Below are 16,566 nucleotides of genomic sequence, written 5' to 3' on the forward strand. Positions count from 1 at the left end.
GCCTTGAGGCTCTTTTTTTTGGCTATTTAGGTTGACGTAGGTTGACAGGATTGAGGATATGGCGGCTCTAAAAAAGGAGGTAAAACTCTTTATAGTTCGCTCACTTGCCGTATTTAATACACCCACAGAAACTGCTGAGCTCGTCAACCAAGAATACGGGGTAAAAGTTACTAAACAGCAGTGTGAGAAATACGACCCAACTAAACGGGCAGGTGAGAACCTAAGCGAAGAGTTAAGAAAAGATTTTGAAAAGACTCGCGAAATGTTTTTGGGTAAGCCTGAGGCAATCCCAATTGCAAACTTAGCGGTGCGTTTACAGCGATATGAAAGCCAATATCAAAAGCATAGTAGAAACCGTGTAGCAGCTCTAAGCATTCTTAAACAAGCTGCTGAGGACATGGGCGGCAAGTACACGAATAAGACTGAAATTACAGGCGCTGGCGGCGGTCCATTACAAAGCGAAAACATTACCTATGTGACTGCTACCGATGAGCAGGTAAGGCAGGCGATAGATGAACTCGAGAACGAATATTGATCCTGTTAAAGCCAAAGCTAAACGGATTAAATGTGAGAAAGAACATTTATTTTTCACGCGTGCTTTTTTCTTGCCTCGAATGGGCTTTAAGTTTTCGGTCAATTGGCATCATGAATATATCGCTGACAAGATTGACGAGGTAATTGCTGGAAAGGTTAAAAACCTAGTTATTAACGTTCCACCCGGAAGCGGTAAGACTGAACTACTCACAAATCTTATTGCCCGTGGCATAGCGCGTAATGCTCGTTCCCGTTTTTTATATTTGTCTTTCTCGCAATCACTTGTAGAGGATGTATCGGCAACAGCAAGAAACATTGTTAAGTCGGAAGACTTTCAGAGTTTATGGCCAGTAAAGATTTCTACCAGTACGGATGCTAAGTCGAGCTGGAAAACTACCGTTGATGGTTACGATGCTGGTCATGTTTATTCTGCTTCGATGGGTGGGCAGGTCACTGGTCGCCGTGCCGGTACATTAGCTAGTGAGGGCTTTACTGGTGCGATTATTCTGGATGACCCATTAAAGCCGGAAGATGCATTTAGCCAGACAGCTAGACGTAAAGCTAATCGTAAGATCTTAAACACGGTCAACTCGCGTAAAGCTAAATCTGACACGCCAATTATTCTGATCATGCAGCGTTTGCACGTTGAAGATCCGACTAACTTTGTGTTGACGGGTAATGTACCTGGTGAGTGGGAGCAGATCAGTATTCCCGCGCTTATCGATGATGAATACATCAGTAAGTTACCAGAGCACATACAGCGCAAAATTCCACGTGATGTTGAGCGTGATGAAAAAGGCAGACAAAGCTACTGGCCATTAAAAGAGTCTTTACTTTCATTGCTGCAGCTGGAGAAAGGCGGGGAAGATAAAGACGGCGCCACAGTGTCACGCTATACATTTGCAAGCCAATATATGCAGAACCCTAAAAAGCTGGGTGGTGATCTTGTTAAAGCTGAATGGTTCCCACGTTACCTAGACTTACCTGTTCTTAAATGGCGTGCGATTTGGGCAGATACGGCGCAAAAGACAAAAGAGCATAACGACTTCTCTGTGTTCCTATGTGCTGGACTTGGCTATGACAATAACCTGTACATCATTGATGTGAAGCGTGGCAAATGGGAAGCACCAGAACTTTTAAAAGAAGCGAAGTCATTTATCAACAAACACAAGGATAGCAACACAAAGATTGGCAAGCTTCGTTATATGGCCGTAGAAGATAAAGCGAGTGGTACCGGATTAATTCAGTCCATTTCTAAACAGACCACATTACCAATACGTGCGATTCAGCGAAGTACTGACAAGCTATCAAGGACTATGGATGTCATTCTTTATGTTGAAGAGCGCCGTGTCTGGCTACCAGTTAATGCACCGTGGCTTTTGAACTACATTGAAGAAATTGAAGGCCTTACTGCTGATTGGTCACATGACCATGACGACCAGTGGGACCCGACCATTGATGCGATTAATGATTCATTAGCCAAAAAGCCAACTGTATTTGATTAGAGGAAATTATGGCTGAAACTAAAAAGCCCGATGCAATTGGCGATGCAGGGGCATATACAAACTTTGTCTCAAATATTGGTACCGAACGTGACAAAGCCTCACACGGTTCTTTCGTTAAGAAAGTAATTCCTGATGAACAATTAGAAGCTGTGTATCAACATTGGTTAGCTAAGCGAATCGTCAACCGCCCGGCAAGTGACATGCTCCGAGCTGGATGGTTTTTTGAAGGGATTCAAGATAACGATTTATTGAAGCTTAAAGAGGCATGTAAGGCATTTAACTTAGATGGGGTGCTCTTATCTAGTTTGGTCCTTTCTCGCTTATATGGCGTTTGTTATGTGCTTCTAGGGACTGTAGACGGCGGCAACCTAGATCAACCGTTCGATTTAAACAAGTTAGGCGTTGGTCGTTTAGAGTTTTTCACTGTGCTTAAGAAAAAGTACATTGAAGCTGATACCAGTAAATACTTATCGCCTAAGGAGGCAGGTGGACTTTTAAAGCAGCCTGAATTTTATAAGTTAAAGCTGGACGGGAAATCAACGCAAAAGATCCACCATACACGCTTATATAAGTTTGGCCATGCCGATGTGGTTAATGAAGAACCTGTAAGTGTTTTGCAGGAAGTTTATGAAGATCTGCTTGATCATGCCGCCGTTAAGAAAGCCTCAGCTAGTCTCGTGCATGAATCAAAAATTGACGTGATTAGAACACCTAACTTGGTCGATAAGATCAAAGAGGACATGAAATCCGTAGCAGAACGCTTTCTTAGTGTCGGATTGCTTAAGGGCTTGAATGGCATGATCGTCTTGGATAAAGAGGAGGAGTATGACTCTAAATCTTATAGCTTTGGCGGTCTGCCTGACCTTATGCGTGAATTCTCTATCCAAGCTGCTGGTGCTGCCGATATGCCATATACGATTTTATTCGGGCAATCACCTGCAGGCATGAACGCAACTGGTGAGCACGACACACGGAACTATTATGACAGTATCGCAACTAAGCAAACATGGTCCTTAAAGCCATTCATGATGAAGCTTTTAAGAGTGATTGTTCAAACTACGTTTGGTCGTCAGATTCCAAGCTTAGACGTTGTATTTAACCCGTTATGGCAATTAGACGCTAAGGTGCGTTCTGAGGTTGAGAAAGCTAACGCTGAACGGGATTCCAAGTATTTAGAAATGGGCATCATTACCGAGCCACAGATAGCAAAACAGCTTGTTATTGACGGTGTTTATTCAGTGATCGATGAAGCTCATATCAAAGAGCTTGAGACAATGGTGAAGCTTAATGACAACGATAATTCAGATCCTGAAACCACACCTCCAGCAGGCGAAGAAACGTAAGAAAGGGCGTAGAGCATCTAAGCCGAGAGCCGTGCACGTAAATCGCCGTGTAGAGCTATATTACACACGGCAATTACTGGCTATCTCAAAATATTGTCAGGAACAAACTAAGGATTTAGTTATTCCTACAGTAGGCCAGAACATCGGAGATGCATGGTTCTCTGACATGATGGCGGCGTTTAGGGAAAAGCTCACAAAGTATGTTGTTGAGGTTTCCCGTCCGTTGGCCACAAAGGTTGTGACTGACACCCAAAAGGAAGTGGACAAGCAAATTGCAGAGCACACCAAAACAATTATTGGTGTGGATCTTACGCCGTTTTATCGAGCTGCTGATATCCAAGACGAGGTAGATCTAAACATTACGGCAAATGTCAGTTTGATTAAGTCTATTCCGCAGCAATATGCCGATAAGCTTGAGGTATTAATCACCAATGCTTTGCAGACTGGACAAACTAATGAAGAGTTGGCCAAAGCTATTAAGCAATTAGGATTATCTACTGATTATCGTGCACGTCTTATTGCTAGTGATCAGATGGGCAAGATTAACGGCCAAATTAACCAAGCCCGACAGCTTTCAATGGGTGTTGAGACATACACATGGCAAACGGCGAAAGATGAGCGTGTAAGGCCAGATCATCAACATAAGCAGGGCAAGACATTTAGATGGGATTCACCGCCAGAAGGGGGACATCCGGGCCAGCCTATCCGTTGTCGTTGTACAGCGTTGCCTAACTATGAGGATATTTTAATTGACTAAAGATATCGTTTTTTTGCTTTAGTTCTTCTATTCTTCTTAAATATCCATTGTGGGCATAATAAATTCTTCCTTTAGAAGTTGTTAAATGTTTTAGGTATCGCTCCAATTCCTCTAAAGAAGGATTTTGTTTTTCATCACTTAACCCTGTAATTAGTTCATTAATAACTTGCTCGGGTGTTGTTAATAGATCTAATTGTTTTTTAAAGTATTCGTGATAGTTGTAGTCGAAGCCATCCAGTTTATCTTCGAGAGTTAAATTTTGAGCTTGTAGCATTTTCGAAAATTCAGATTTAAGAGCGTTATTCTTGTGTTTAATCTCATAAATTAAATCCTTACATTCATAAGCGGCACTTAGTATTGAAAGTTTTAACTCAAAAAGTCTTTGATCCTGAGAGAGCTTAATTTGTTTTTTCGCATATAAAGCTGCAATAACTGCAAAAATTAAACCTATCACAGCAAGAAGTGTTTGTAATTGGCCTGAATTAGCTCCGATTAATGCCCATAAATAATTAAGATGATTCATTTTATTAACCAAATTGTTTTTACCGTAGTTTAATTCTTACTCTTTTAAAGAACCACCTAAACAGGTGGTTTTTATTTGGATGAAATTTATGAAACGTAAAAAGTTTAGTAAAAAACGGTTTTATCGCCGTTTACAAGCACAGAAATTTGCTAAAGGCGGGTTTGTAACTGGTGGCGACTTCACTCCACTGTGGTTAATGTCTTGCTGTGACGGGTTTCCTAACTTGGCTAAGGCGGCGGGTAAGGCTGCTGAAAAGTTTCAAGAGGTGGTGGAAAGTTTAAAAGGATTGCAGCCGCCGAATATCAAACCCATTAAAACTAATATTTTTATTGATGGTGTAGATTTCGGTTCTGCTAAAGACTTTTCTGTTACCTATTCAAGAACGTAATTTTGAAAATTAATAAAGCCACCTTCGGGTGGTTTTTTTGTGAGAAAAACTTATGTCAGAAAAGATACGCCGTGACGTCAAAGTTGATTTTGTAAAGGGGACTAATTTACTTCAGTTGGTAGATGTTGAGACCGGCATCCCATTTAGTCGCCAGCAAAGAACTACCGTTGAGTCTTATGAAGATAAGGGACTTCGGTATACGAAAATTACAGTCGAGTTCTTAATACCTCAGAAGGTACCTAATGACTAAGCACATTTACCAACTCAAAATTGGTGACTTTGCGCCAAGCGAATCGACACGCTCATTTACCAAAGAGGGGTATCTGAAATGCGTCAATGTTCGCTTAGCTAAAGCGCCTCAAGTACGTCAGTACTATGCGTATGAGTTTCCATCACTGGAAGGTTATACCGCTGATCAAGTCATTAATGTCTACACGCCTGCAGAAGAGCTTTTCAAGCCTGAGGCTATTCAAAGCTTCAATGGTGTAGACGCTACAGACTATCACCCGCCTAAGAATGAAATTAACGCATCTAACTGGAAGGATTATCACATTGGCTATTGTGAGAACGTTCGACAGGAAGGCGATTATCTGGTGGGTGATTTGCTCATTAAAGACAAGATCAGCATTGATTTGATCCAAAGCAACGAACGGCTAGAAATGTCGCTTGGCTATGGAGCCTTATTAATCGTTGAGCAGGGTACTGCGCCAGATGGCACGCCGTATCAAGCCAGATTTATCAATTTTATTGGCAATCACGTAGCACTCGTTAAATATGGCCGTTGTGGTGGTGATTGCCGCATCGGTGACAAACAGCAAACTCCACCAAAGGGGAATAAATCAATGGAAGTAATTGTAAACGGTATCCGTTTTAACATCGGCGATAACACGCCTCTGGCCGATGCATTAAAGCAGCAACAAGAGCAGCTTGAAAACATGAAGGCTGCAAAACTTAAAGTGGGTGATAAGCAATTTTCAATCGGTGATGAGCTTGGAGCAATTCAAGCAGTCGTAGATCAGTTACATGCTGAAAAAACAGCTCTGGAGCAAAAAGTAGGTGATCTGGAAAAGAACCAGATGACTCCTGAAAAGCTTGAGCAAGCTGCGGCTGAACGTGCTGCTGTGATTGCCGATGCTAAGGCATTAGTACCAACAGTTAAAACTGAAGGCTGTACATGTGAGCAAATCAAGCGTGATGTTATTGCTGCTAAAGCGGGTGATGCATTAGTAACAGCTTTGATGGGTAACGTGTCGGTAGGCGATGCAAAGCCTGAGCAGATCGATACAACTTTCCGTGCCCTCTGTGCTGTGAAGGGTACTCAACCTTCTAACCCTGTAGGTGATGCACTTCACCAGCAACAAAGTGTTAAAGCTGGCGATGGTGACCCAGCAGGCGGTGGGGATGAAAAGACCTACAGTAAAGAAAACGCATACAAAACAATCTAAGGGGAAGTAAATCATGGTTAAGCAATACGATGCTGTACCCGGTATGAAGTTTCACCTCATCGGACCAGAGGATATTTTATCCCTGCCTATGGCTGGTACCGGTTTGGTGAACGATGGTGACGTGGTTGTACGTAGTACAGACGGAAAAACATTTTCTGCAGTAACCGGCGCAACTAATACCAAGTTTGGAATTATCGTACGTCACGGCGTAGGTAAGACAGGCAAAACGGCAGATGGCAAAGAAGCCTATAAGGCTACTGATGTAGCACCGGTTATGACGATAGGCTCGATTTACGTGAAGGTCACCGCACCAGTCACCGATATCAACGCAAAGGTTTATGTCAAAACAGCTAACGGCACCACAGCAGCGCCGTTAGGTTCTTTATCCCCAACAGCAACAGACGGTACAGAGTTACCGAACGCATCTTGGGAAACAATTTCAAATGAGCAGGGCTTAGCTGCTGTTCGCTTACGTGGGGCATAATAATTATGAGTAAATTGGCAGCAATGAAGCTACGTCTAACACCAGTAGCTCAAATGGTTCAGGCAAATATTGGGGATGCATTTAATATTGATGCATTAGCTCAGTTATTCGTTAAATTGGAAGAATTTAACGAAATGGGTCCTCAGCTTCAGCAAGTGATGGATTACGCTAAATACATTCCTGTTAAACCTGTCAATGCCGTATATGGAGGAGGAGAGATCCTAAGCCGTAAGAAGGGTGTGGGTATGGGTAAAGATCATTCAGGAACTGGTAATGATATTCCCGTGGCTGAAGTTGAATATGATACTGTTCAATTGCCAGTGAAGGTCGGCACGATCAGTTATATGTATTCAGTGTTTGAGTTACAAGCAGCCCAAAAATTAAATTTAGCACTTGAAGCAGATAAAGTAGAGGCCGCTCGTCTAGCTGCAGAAAAACACTTAAGTAACATTGCTTGGTATGGCAATGCTCTTACCGGAGTTAAAGGCTTCTTAAATCAGACGGGTGTAACCATAGTTACAGCCCAACATAACTGGGCCACCGCAACCATTGAAGAAGTACTAAGTGACTTCAATGCAAGCTTGGCAGATGCTGAAGATCTTGTTGATGGGGATGTGTCCGTACAGCCAGATACTTATTTGATGGCATCAAATCAATACTTACACCTTTCTACTCGTGTAGTTGCTGATTCTGGCGGAAAGACATTCTTAAAATTCATTGAAGAAAATAACATCTTCGCATCACAAGGTAAGCCGTTAACCATTCGTGGTTTAGGTCGTTCAAATGGTAAAGGTACGGCAGGTGCTGACCGTTCTATTATTTACCGCCGTGACCCGTCATGCATCCAAATGAAATGTGATGACGTCACTTTCTTGGCAGCTCAACCAGTTGGTGTGGATATTAAAGTGCCTGGTCACTACAAATATCAGGGCGTATGGTTGAAGCGTGTTGATTCTCTCCGTTACTTGGATCACGTGTAAGGATTAAAACAGTATGAAATATTCTTATATTTATAGCGGCTTACAGGCCGCTTTTGTTTTTTCTGGTATTGCTGTTTTACCTACAGGTTCCCCAACTCTTGTGGATGAAGAAGCACACAAGAAGCTCAGTAAAAATAAGTTTGCTAAACATCTTATTGATATCGGTGAACTTGAAGTTCAGGAAATCCCAGATGATGAGCCAAAAACTACGGGTAAAACAGGTGGTCGTGGTGGTAAAGGCGGTAAACAAAACGATTCAGCAGGTGATGCGGCAAAAACTGCAGAAGAAGCTGCTTTGGCCGCCGTGAAAGCTGAATTAACAGCGCTTGAAGTAACGTTCAGTGATGATGAAACACTTGAGCAGTTACAAGCTAAGTTAGCTCAGGCTAAAGAATAAGGTGAGTCTATGGACGTACAAACGTTTCGTGAAAAGTTCTCGACTGATTCGAGTTTAATGTCTTTGCCAGATGCAAAAATTCAGGATGCTTTAGAAGAAGCGGATCTGATTGTTTCTCAAATTGAGTTCGGGGCATTAAAGGAACGTGCTGTAGGTCTATATGCAGCACATATCCTTAAAGTAGGTATCTCAAGCGGCAATGGTGCTGCTTTTGGTACTGCCTCAAGTATGACAATTGCGGGCCAAAGTGTGAGTTATTCACGATCATCGAAAGAAGCTTTCTATGATCTCAGCATGTATGGCCAGCGCTATCTTGCGTTAAAAAATTCCATTCCAATCGATGATGAAGGCACAAACCCTAATCGTTTAGGCGTTGGTGCCTTTGTTGTATAGGAGAATCCCATGCCTTTTAAATATCAGGCACCAGAAGGTTATAAGCCAACAAAACTCGTTATTGCCGGGCAAAACCTAGATATCAAAAACGGCGTTTTAGAATCTGATAGTGACATTATCCATATTTTAAAGCCCTTAGGTTTTGAGCGTTACGTTGAAGTTGTTGAGCCAAAGAAATCGACAGCCTCTGCTAAAGAGTAATTAAGCTATGAGCGATTATCGTGTTGATGCTCAGGTCAATTTTGATGAGATGAATAATCGCGTTAGGTTTGAAATAAGACGCACGATTAACGCTCTTACTTTGCGCTTACAGCGGATTGTTCAGGAAGACATGTTAAGTGGCCAACGACTTAAAGTTCAGTCAGGCCGCTTGCGTGGATCCGTTTCATCAAAGGTGGATGAGGATAAGGATTCCATTGAGGGAACCGTGGGAGCTGGCGGTGCTTTGGTGCCTTATGCACCTGCACATGAGTTTGGTCTAAATGGTGCTTTGGGTGTTAAAGCACACCTAAGGACAATTAAACAGGCGTTTGGCCGACCTATTTCACCTGTTCAGGTCAATATTAAGGCCCATTCTAGGAATGTTCGGTTTAGAGAATTGCGGTTCATGCGTGATTCACTGGATATCGTGGCCAAGATTGTGCCGAAAAATATTGATGCAGCAATTGAGCGAGGTATAGCAGGTGGATAGCGAAGCAATCTATCAGGCGTTGTTTGAAAGGTTAAGCACAAGGGTAGAAGGATTGATTACGGTAAGTCGCCGTTTACGTCACTTTAACCATGTAACACCAGAACAGCGCCCAGCCATGTTTATTACACAAGGCAATCAGCAAGAAGTCCCGGTACATGGTTTAGATTCAAAAGTTGAACTAGCTGCTGAGGTTTATCTCTATATTCATGAATCGGACACTACAAAGCCACCATCATCGCAGATGAATATATTCATCGATCGTGTACGTGAAGCTATTCAGCCAGACCATCCGGATTTCAGTGAATATCAAACCTTAGGTGGTTTGGTCGAGCATTGCTGGATCGAGGGCACAATCGAAGTATATGAAGCTGTAGAAAACATGCTGGATGATCAGGCGATTGCCATTATTCCTATCCGGATCCTCACAACCAATTAACAAAACATTCATTTTATGACCGCCTCGATGGCGGTTTTGTCATTTTAGAGAGGTCAAAATAAATGGCTCAATATTTATTTGGTGCCGGCAAGATCTTTGCTACACCGATTCAAGATGTATACGGGCAACCGATTAGTAATCCCACACCAGTTGAAGTGGGGGTAATGCAATCCGTTGGTGTAGATATTAGCTATGACTTAAAAGAACTTTTCGGTCGTGGACAGTTCGCCGTAGATGCTGCACGCGGTAAAGGTACCATTAAATGTAAAGCTTCTTTCGGGCGTATTAACGGTACCTTGTTAAATTCCATCTTCTTCGGTGGAGTTGTTGCTGAAGGTGGAATTGAAACAGTTTCCCAAACCATTAATGGTGAAGTGATTCCGGCTGGTGGTACTGTTACACCGGTTGTTCCTAATAGCGGTACGTACGTAAAGGATCTAGGCGTAACAGATGCTAAGGCAATCCCACTTAAACGTGTAGCTTCAGCGCCAGCAACAGGGCAATACAGTGTAGATGCGGCAACCGGTGCTTATACATTTGCTGCTGCAGATGCAGGTAAAACGGTATTTATTAACTTCCGTTATTCAGCAATGGTGGCGGGTGCTAAGTCAATCACTGTATCTAACCTAGATATGGGTTATACGCCAGAGTTTGCCGTTGACCTTCAACGTGACTACAAAGGTAAGTTCATGCACATGAATTTCTTCCGTTGTACCAGTAACAAACTTGGATTCAGTTCAAAACAGGACGATTACGATATTCCTGAGTTTGAATTCCAGCCTATGGCTGACGATCTTAACCGTGTTTTCAAAATCGATTTATCGGAGTAATGCCAAATGCAATTTAAGCAAGTTGATAACCCACGTGGTAATAGTAAAGAAATTGCTGGTCAGACTTGGATTTTTGCTCCAGCACCATTGGGTACGATTGAGCGTTTCCAAGAACAATTAAGCTCAAACAATGTTCCAGCATCTGTAATTGTGGACATGGCTCATGTTTGTTTAAAACGGAATTACCCGGATATTACCCGTGAATATGTTTCTGATGAGCTCTTAGATATGGGTAACATGGAAGAAGTTTTAGCCCTAGTAACTAAAACATCCGGTTTGGAATATACAGGTAAACCCGCAGGTGAAAGCTCGGGGGAATAAACTGGGAGGAGCTGTACACGCATTTAGTGTTAACGATGGGTAAAGATTACGACTATGTACGTAATGAAATGGACCTGCCTAGATTAAGAGCATTAAGTGCGTATCAGCAAAGTAATCCTCCCGCGCATATTGGGATACAACGGCTTTGCCGTATTTTGGAAGCATTTATGGGAATTGATGAAACTCCGCAAGCTATCACCGTTTCAGATGATGACGAGGACGATATGCTGGAAGTTTTGTCGAATTTTCCACAGGGTGGTTGAGGCTGCCCTGTTTGCATTATTTGTAAGCGTTGGTTAAAGTTTGTTGATTAAACTTTATAAGGATAAATCAATGGCTTTAACAAATTGTAAAGAGTGTGGGGCACAAGTTAGTACTCAAGCTAAAAATTGTCCAAGTTGTGGAGCAAAAGTTAAAAAACGCTCCTTATTAAAATGGATCTTTCTAGGATTTGTTATTCTATTTATTATTGGTATTATTGCTGGTGGTGGAGAGGGATCTTCTTCATCAAGTAGCACTAGAGAATTGTCACCTAAAGAAGATGCATTAAAAAATACTGTACTTGATTATGATTGGTCAAAAGGTGGTTTTGATAGTGTCATGTTGGTTGATTTTAAAATCAAAAATAATAGTAAATATGATATTAAAGATATCACTGTAGAGTGTGAGCACTATTCTAATAGTAAAACAAAGATCGACAGCAATAGCCGAGTAATTTATGAGATTGTTAAAGCTGGTGAAACTAAAACAGTCAAACAATTTAATATGGGATTTATACATTCTCAAGCTGCATCGTCAGGTTGTGGAATAACTGACTTAGTTGTAATTCAATAAATATTCTTTAGAAAATAACCCCGTTCACACGGGGTTTTTTATTTTTCAAATTTACCTTGCATCGGCAAGGTTTTTTTATGCCTATGAGGTGTGTATGGCAAATAATAACCGTGTCGAAGTGCATGTTGGTGCTAAAACTTCCGAGTTAAAGGAAGGTATGCAAGATGCAGAAAAAATAGTTTCAGATTCCGCCAAGAAGATTGAAAGTACTGGGCATAACATTGATTTTAAACTTGATCTTTCTAATCTACGGTCAGAGCTAAATGGCTTTGCCTCAAATCTTTCAGATAAGTTCAAGACGGTAGGCAATGATATTAAGAGCTCGCTGACTAATGGTCTATCTTTGGTCCGAGGTGGTTTTTTTCTTGGTATTGGCCAAGAGATTGCTAGAAGTGCAGCGGAAGCGGTTGCAGCAATTCCTGATCTTGTATCTGCAGTGGGTAAGGCTTCAAAAGAGTTAGAAATTCAAGCCCGATTAGCAAACTCGAATACTTTGGAATTTCAAGAATGGGCATTTGCTGCCAAAAAAGTAAACGTGGAGCAGGACAAGCTATCGGACATCATGAAAGATGTAAACGATAAGTTTGGTGACTTCATGCAAACTGGTGGTGGTGAAATGGCCGATTTCTTTGAGAAAATCGCGCCAAAAGTCGGTGTCACTGCCCAACAATTTAAAGGTTTATCTGGTCCGCAAATCCTAGAAAAGTACTACCAGACTTTGCAAAAAGCTAATGTGTCACAGGCTGAAATGACTTTCTATATGGAAGCCATTGCGAACGATGCAACATTATTAGCACCATTATTGGATAACAACAGTCAAAAATTAAAAGAGTACGCTAAACAGGCTCATGATTTAGGCGTAATCATGAGTGAAGATGCCATAGCTGCTACCAAAGAATTTAATACGTCCCTTGAGACTGTCCAAACAACACTTCAAGGTGTATTAACCCGTATTGCAGCACAAGCAGCTCCATCCCTTACTGAATTAGCTAATCAATTTTTAACTTTTGCGGTTGATTCCAAGGATGCCATTGATGATTCAATTAAATCGATTATTGGCATTTTTGAAAGCTTGTTTAGCATTCTAAGTGAGCAGTTCACAACGATTGGAGCAATCTGGAGTGACTTGACTGGAAGCATTGGAGACGATGCGAATAAACAGATTGGCTTTATGGATGCTATATCTGTAGTACTACGAGCATTAGGTGTTGTAGTTACCGGCTTTCAGGTAGGCGTTCAATCTGCTTTTGCAATCATTCGTGCCGTTGTTGTTACGGTCTGCCAAGCATTAATCATTGCATTTAATGGCCTTATGGCTGGCTTTGATATGGTACGAAGTACTATTCAGTATGGTTTGGATGTACTACAAGTTAAGTTTCAAACATTTGGTAGCGTTGTAAATAATATCCTCCATTTTAACTTCTCAGGCGCAAAAGCTGCATGGGAGGGTGGTTTATCTCAGCTTGGTAGTATTACTGATCGATACACTAATCAAATGAAGGGCCGCATGGCTGAGCTGAAAAACTCTTGGAATGCAGGAGCCACTACAGCAGCAAATTCACTTGTCACAGCAGGTAAGCGAATTCTTGAGGTTACAACAGCGGGTAATCAGAAGATTACAAACTATGTATTTAAGGACCCGACAAAACCAATTGAGCCGCCTAAACCTCCTAAGCTTGGTTTAGGTACTGCACCGCCGAATCCTAAGTTGGGTATTGGTACTGGTGAAAAAGACGACAAAGGTGGGTCTAAGTCATCAGCTAAATCTAAAGCCGAGCAGGAAGCTAAAGAGCGTCAGCGCCAAGCTGAACAGGCTGCTAAAGCACTTGCGGATATTCGGTATAAATATGCATCCGAAGAAAAGAAAGTCGCTTTAGATCTGCAAAAGGCATTAGATGAGATTGAAAAATCCAAGATGACTGCAGATGAAAAAGCTGCTGCGAAAGTCAAAGCCGAAAAGGATGCATCCGACAAGATCATTGCTATTCGTTTAAAAGAGTTTGAGGAATACAAAAAAGCTCGTGAAGAACAGATAGACAATTATCAACAGCAAGCACAACGCCTATATGAAATTGAAGCGGCACGAATTCAGGCTGAGTTTGATGCCAAGAAAATTTCAAATGTTCGTAAAGTTCAGTTGGAAAAACAGCTAGAAGATCAGTTGCGCGAAATTAAGCGACAAGGTCTTTTAGAGCGTTTGGCTTTGGAAAATGAACAGACAAACATTACGGGTAAGCAAGGTAATCAAAACCAAATCACAAACAATATTTCTGATTTAGAGACGGATCAGAAAGTTGCTGACACTAAGTCTATGGGCTTAATCAGTGATGCGGAAATGAAAGACTTTGAAGCTAAGTTTGGTGGCTTTACTTCTCGACTTTCTAACCTTTGGGATCAGGGCATTCAGTCTCTTATGAATGGTACCCTCACTTGGAGTAACGCAACTAAAGCAGTGCTTGCTGACATGGGAGCATTTGCCTTGCAAACAGCTACTAAAGAGTTGCAAGGATGGCTAAGAATCCAAGCCATTAAGTTGGCTCGTAAACTTGGCTTTGTGGGTGCTGAAACAGCAGCAGAAGCTTCTGGCCAAGCTGCTCAAACAGGGGCAACCATTGCAGGTGAAGCAACACGTACCAGCGTTACTGCAGCAGGTGGTTTGGCACGTTTAGGCTTAAAAGCAGCTGAAGCGATCAAAGGAATCATGATGTCGGCATGGGAAGCCATGGCCGGAGCTTTTAAAGCCATGGTTGCAATTCCATATGTTGGTCCAATTTTAGCCGTTGGTGCTGGTGCAGCTGCTTTTGGTTTGGTTGCTGGTCTTGCGGGCAAGATTAAATCTGCTCGAGGCGGTTACGACATTCCATCCGGTGTAAATCCTGTTACTCAACTGCATGAAGATGAAATGGTATTACCTTCGCAACATGCAAATACCATCCGTGAAATGGGTAAAGCCTTACGTAACGGTGCAAGTTTCGGAGCAGCTGCAGTTGCTGAAGGTGGAGGTGCGGGAGTAACCATTAATATTAGTGCTATTGATGCCAAGAGTATTCAACGGCTCTTGAAGAGCAATGGCCGTGCAGTTGCTAGTGGTTTGCAAAGTTATGCCCGTGGATTTGGTAAAAACGGTAAATAAGGAGGTGTAAGTGTCAAACGTATTATTTCCAGAATTACCCGGTCTTGAATGGGATACATCTATTACTCCCATGTTTAACACCAAAATCATGACCTCCATTAATGGCCGGGAGCTTCGAGCAAGCTTTCAGGCCTCACCTAAATATGAAATCTCGTTGTCTTACGCATTCTTGCGCGAAAATAAGGGGAGAAAGGAATTGCAGCAACTTCAAGGATTTTATTTAGAGCGCCGTGGGGCATTTGATTCATTTCTTTATAAGATGCCTGATGACAATGAGTTTAGTTGCACATTTATTGGTGATGGAACTACTACAACTTTCCAGCTATACAAGGATATGTACACAAGCCAATTGCCTCTAGGTAATACAGAGGAGCAGATTGTAGGTGAAGTAGATCCCAACATGTGGAATCAAACACCAGCCAAAACAATGTGGAACACAGACCAAGAAAAGCTTATGTGGAATAACGCAACTGCTCAGATAACGAGTGACGGTAAATATGTACTTTCACAGCCGATCGAGGAGGGTGTAGAGGTAACTGTGACGGGTACTTTTTACTACCGTTGCCGTTTTAAAGATGACACACAGCAATATGTCAACTTTATGCATAAGCTTTGGAAAGCAGGGAAGGTTGAATTAATTGGTTCTTTGGGGAATAAGATATGAGACAGGCCTCTCCAAAACTTATAGCCTTGTTAGATGCCGATCAGTTCATCATGGCCGATCTTTACACCATTACAACTATTCAGGGCATTGAGTATCGCTATACAAGCTATGACGTCAATTTGACGGTGCAAGGCAAGGAGTTTCGAGCTGATGGACCAATTATCAGCCGAGAAGGGACTAGCCTTTCTTTAGGCATTGAAGTGGATAACTTATCTATCACTATTGAGGCAACCGAAAATACAAAGTTCGGCGATGTACCCATAGCTCAAGCTTTCCATAACGGAATTTTAGACGGCGCTCGGTTTAAGCTAGAACGAATTTTCATGGATATGAATACTCCTACAGATACCAGTGCCGGCACTTTAGTCTTATTTGAAGGGCGTATTGTTGAGCCTGAGCTTAATCGATATGAAATCAACGCAAGTGTGGTCTCTGATGTTGATAATTTAAAGCTTCAAATGCCAAGGAATTTATACACACCAGGATGCTTAAACACTTTATTTGATAGTGCATGTGGGCTTTTAAGCGCGGATTTTGCGGTAAATACTACTATTGGTACCAATAGTACGCCTAACCGCATACTTTGCGATTTAAGTCAGCCACAAGGTTGGTTTACTCAAGGAGTTGTGGAGTTTTTAGAAGGTGCAAATATTGGTATTAAACGAACCGTACGCTTGCATGAAGCTGGTTCGCTAATCCTAACTTTGCCGCTTTTAAAAATGCCAGAGATAGGAGAGGCGATTCGTGTTTATCCGGGTTGTGATAAACGTCTCGATACATGTACTAATCGTTTTAACAACCGTGCTCGATTTCGTGGTGCACCATTCGTACCCGTTCCTGAAACATCAATTTAATTTTTTAAATTTAACCCAAGCCCTGCAAATGCAGGGCTTTTTATTTGGGGGTAG

At 42.0% G+C, this 16,566-nt stretch carries 21 protein-coding genes; 20 read left to right on the top strand and 1 reads right to left on the bottom strand.

Annotation, left to right across the window (positions count from 1 at the left end; translation table 11 throughout):
• Window positions 1-58 precede the first annotated feature (58 nt).
• Genes GO593_RS12735 through GO593_RS12750 form a run of 4 tightly spaced genes read left to right on the top strand, consistent with a single transcriptional unit; the run spans window position 59 to window position 4,139 of the window.
• On the top strand, window positions 59-535 hold the full coding sequence (locus GO593_RS12735) for a DUF2280 domain-containing protein (RefSeq protein ID WP_000729395.1): 477 nt from the start codon (window positions 59-61) through the stop codon (window positions 533-535).
• Window positions 513-2,039 (top strand): phage terminase large subunit, encoded by a 1,527-nt coding sequence (gene terL, locus GO593_RS12740; protein ID WP_001088666.1) that lies wholly within the window; start codon window positions 513-515, stop codon window positions 2,037-2,039. The genes GO593_RS12735 and terL overlap by 23 nt, the downstream gene beginning before the upstream one ends.
• An 8-nt stretch (window positions 2,040-2,047) precedes the next feature.
• Window positions 2,048-3,382, top strand: a complete 1,335-nt coding sequence (locus GO593_RS12745) for a DUF1073 domain-containing protein (protein WP_000852320.1) — start codon at window positions 2,048-2,050, stop codon at window positions 3,380-3,382.
• Window positions 3,327-4,139, top strand: coding sequence for a phage head morphogenesis protein (locus tag GO593_RS12750; protein WP_000207481.1), 813 nt, complete (start codon window positions 3,327-3,329; stop codon window positions 4,137-4,139). Before GO593_RS12745 ends, GO593_RS12750 begins: the two co-directional genes overlap by 56 nt.
• Here the strand turns inward: GO593_RS12750 and GO593_RS12755 are convergent.
• Window positions 4,111-4,662, bottom strand: a complete 552-nt coding sequence (locus GO593_RS12755) for a hypothetical protein (RefSeq protein WP_001016202.1) — start codon at window positions 4,660-4,662, stop codon at window positions 4,111-4,113. The two genes, GO593_RS12750 and GO593_RS12755, sit on opposite strands and share 29 nt — an antisense overlap.
• An 88-nt stretch (window positions 4,663-4,750) precedes the next feature.
• Between GO593_RS12755 and GO593_RS12760 the strand changes: the two genes are divergently transcribed.
• The 16 genes from GO593_RS12760 to GO593_RS12835 all read left to right on the top strand — a co-directional run bounded on the left by GO593_RS12760 (window position 4,751) and on the right by GO593_RS12835 (window position 16,512).
• The gene (locus GO593_RS12760; protein WP_000823404.1) at window positions 4,751-5,050 is read left to right on the top strand and encodes a hypothetical protein; all 300 of its coding nucleotides are present in this window, start codon (window positions 4,751-4,753) and stop codon (window positions 5,048-5,050) included.
• Between the two features lie 242 nt (window positions 5,051-5,292).
• On the top strand, window positions 5,293-6,495 hold the full coding sequence (locus GO593_RS12765) for a DUF2213 domain-containing protein (RefSeq protein WP_000160522.1): 1,203 nt from the start codon (window positions 5,293-5,295) through the stop codon (window positions 6,493-6,495).
• A 13-nt stretch (window positions 6,496-6,508) separates the two neighbouring features.
• Window positions 6,509-6,979: a structural cement protein Gp24 gene (locus tag GO593_RS12770; RefSeq protein WP_000240726.1), complete on the top strand. Its 471-nt coding sequence runs from the start codon at window positions 6,509-6,511 to the stop codon at window positions 6,977-6,979.
• Window positions 6,980-6,984: 5 nt separating this feature from the next.
• A complete protein-coding gene (locus GO593_RS12775; RefSeq protein ID WP_000039808.1) occupies window positions 6,985-7,959 on the top strand; it encodes a DUF2184 domain-containing protein in 975 nt (324 codons plus the stop codon).
• A 13-nt stretch (window positions 7,960-7,972) separates the two neighbouring features.
• Window positions 7,973-8,356 carry a hypothetical protein gene (locus GO593_RS12780; protein ID WP_000877802.1) on the top strand — a complete coding sequence of 128 codons (384 nt, stop codon included), beginning with the start codon at window positions 7,973-7,975 and terminating at the stop codon, window positions 8,354-8,356.
• Between the two features lie 9 nt (window positions 8,357-8,365).
• Complete coding sequence (locus GO593_RS12785; RefSeq protein ID WP_000383137.1) at window positions 8,366-8,749, top strand: DUF4054 domain-containing protein; 384 nt, start codon at window positions 8,366-8,368, stop codon at window positions 8,747-8,749.
• A gap of 9 nt (window positions 8,750-8,758) precedes the next feature.
• On the top strand, window positions 8,759-8,950 hold the full coding sequence (locus GO593_RS12790; RefSeq protein WP_001116150.1) for a hypothetical protein: 192 nt from the start codon (window positions 8,759-8,761) through the stop codon (window positions 8,948-8,950).
• Between the two features lie 7 nt (window positions 8,951-8,957).
• The gene (locus GO593_RS12795; RefSeq protein ID WP_001287055.1) at window positions 8,958-9,440 is read left to right on the top strand and encodes a hypothetical protein; all 483 of its coding nucleotides are present in this window, start codon (window positions 8,958-8,960) and stop codon (window positions 9,438-9,440) included.
• The gene (locus GO593_RS12800) at window positions 9,433-9,876 is read left to right on the top strand and encodes a hypothetical protein (protein ID WP_000376614.1); all 444 of its coding nucleotides are present in this window, start codon (window positions 9,433-9,435) and stop codon (window positions 9,874-9,876) included. Before GO593_RS12795 ends, GO593_RS12800 begins: the two co-directional genes overlap by 8 nt.
• A 62-nt stretch (window positions 9,877-9,938) precedes the next feature.
• Window positions 9,939-10,706, top strand: coding sequence for a hypothetical protein (locus GO593_RS12805; RefSeq protein WP_000090027.1), 768 nt, complete (start codon window positions 9,939-9,941; stop codon window positions 10,704-10,706).
• A gap of 6 nt (window positions 10,707-10,712) precedes the next feature.
• Entirely contained in the window at window positions 10,713-11,027 is a 315-nt protein-coding gene (locus tag GO593_RS12810; protein ID WP_001159813.1) for a hypothetical protein, read from the top strand.
• Window positions 11,028-11,062: 35 nt separating this feature from the next.
• Window positions 11,063-11,290: a hypothetical protein gene (locus GO593_RS12815; protein WP_000513918.1), complete on the top strand. Its 228-nt coding sequence runs from the start codon at window positions 11,063-11,065 to the stop codon at window positions 11,288-11,290.
• 70 nt (window positions 11,291-11,360) lie between these two features.
• Entirely contained in the window at window positions 11,361-11,861 is a 501-nt protein-coding gene (locus GO593_RS12820; protein ID WP_001229359.1) for a zinc ribbon domain-containing protein, read from the top strand.
• Window positions 11,862-11,955: 94 nt separating this feature from the next.
• Complete coding sequence (locus GO593_RS12825; protein WP_000002828.1) at window positions 11,956-14,994, top strand: hypothetical protein; 3,039 nt, start codon at window positions 11,956-11,958, stop codon at window positions 14,992-14,994.
• 10 nt (window positions 14,995-15,004) lie between these two features.
• Window positions 15,005-15,658, top strand: a complete 654-nt coding sequence (locus GO593_RS12830; protein WP_000073188.1) for a DUF2460 domain-containing protein — start codon at window positions 15,005-15,007, stop codon at window positions 15,656-15,658.
• Window positions 15,655-16,512 carry a DUF2163 domain-containing protein gene (locus GO593_RS12835; protein ID WP_001248150.1) on the top strand — a complete coding sequence of 286 codons (858 nt, stop codon included), beginning with the start codon at window positions 15,655-15,657 and terminating at the stop codon, window positions 16,510-16,512. Before GO593_RS12830 ends, GO593_RS12835 begins: the two co-directional genes overlap by 4 nt.
• The last annotated feature ends 54 nt before the right edge of the window (window positions 16,513-16,566 follow it).

It is taken from the genome of Acinetobacter baumannii, from assembly GCF_009759685.1.
Classification (GTDB): domain Bacteria; phylum Pseudomonadota; class Gammaproteobacteria; order Pseudomonadales; family Moraxellaceae; genus Acinetobacter; species Acinetobacter baumannii.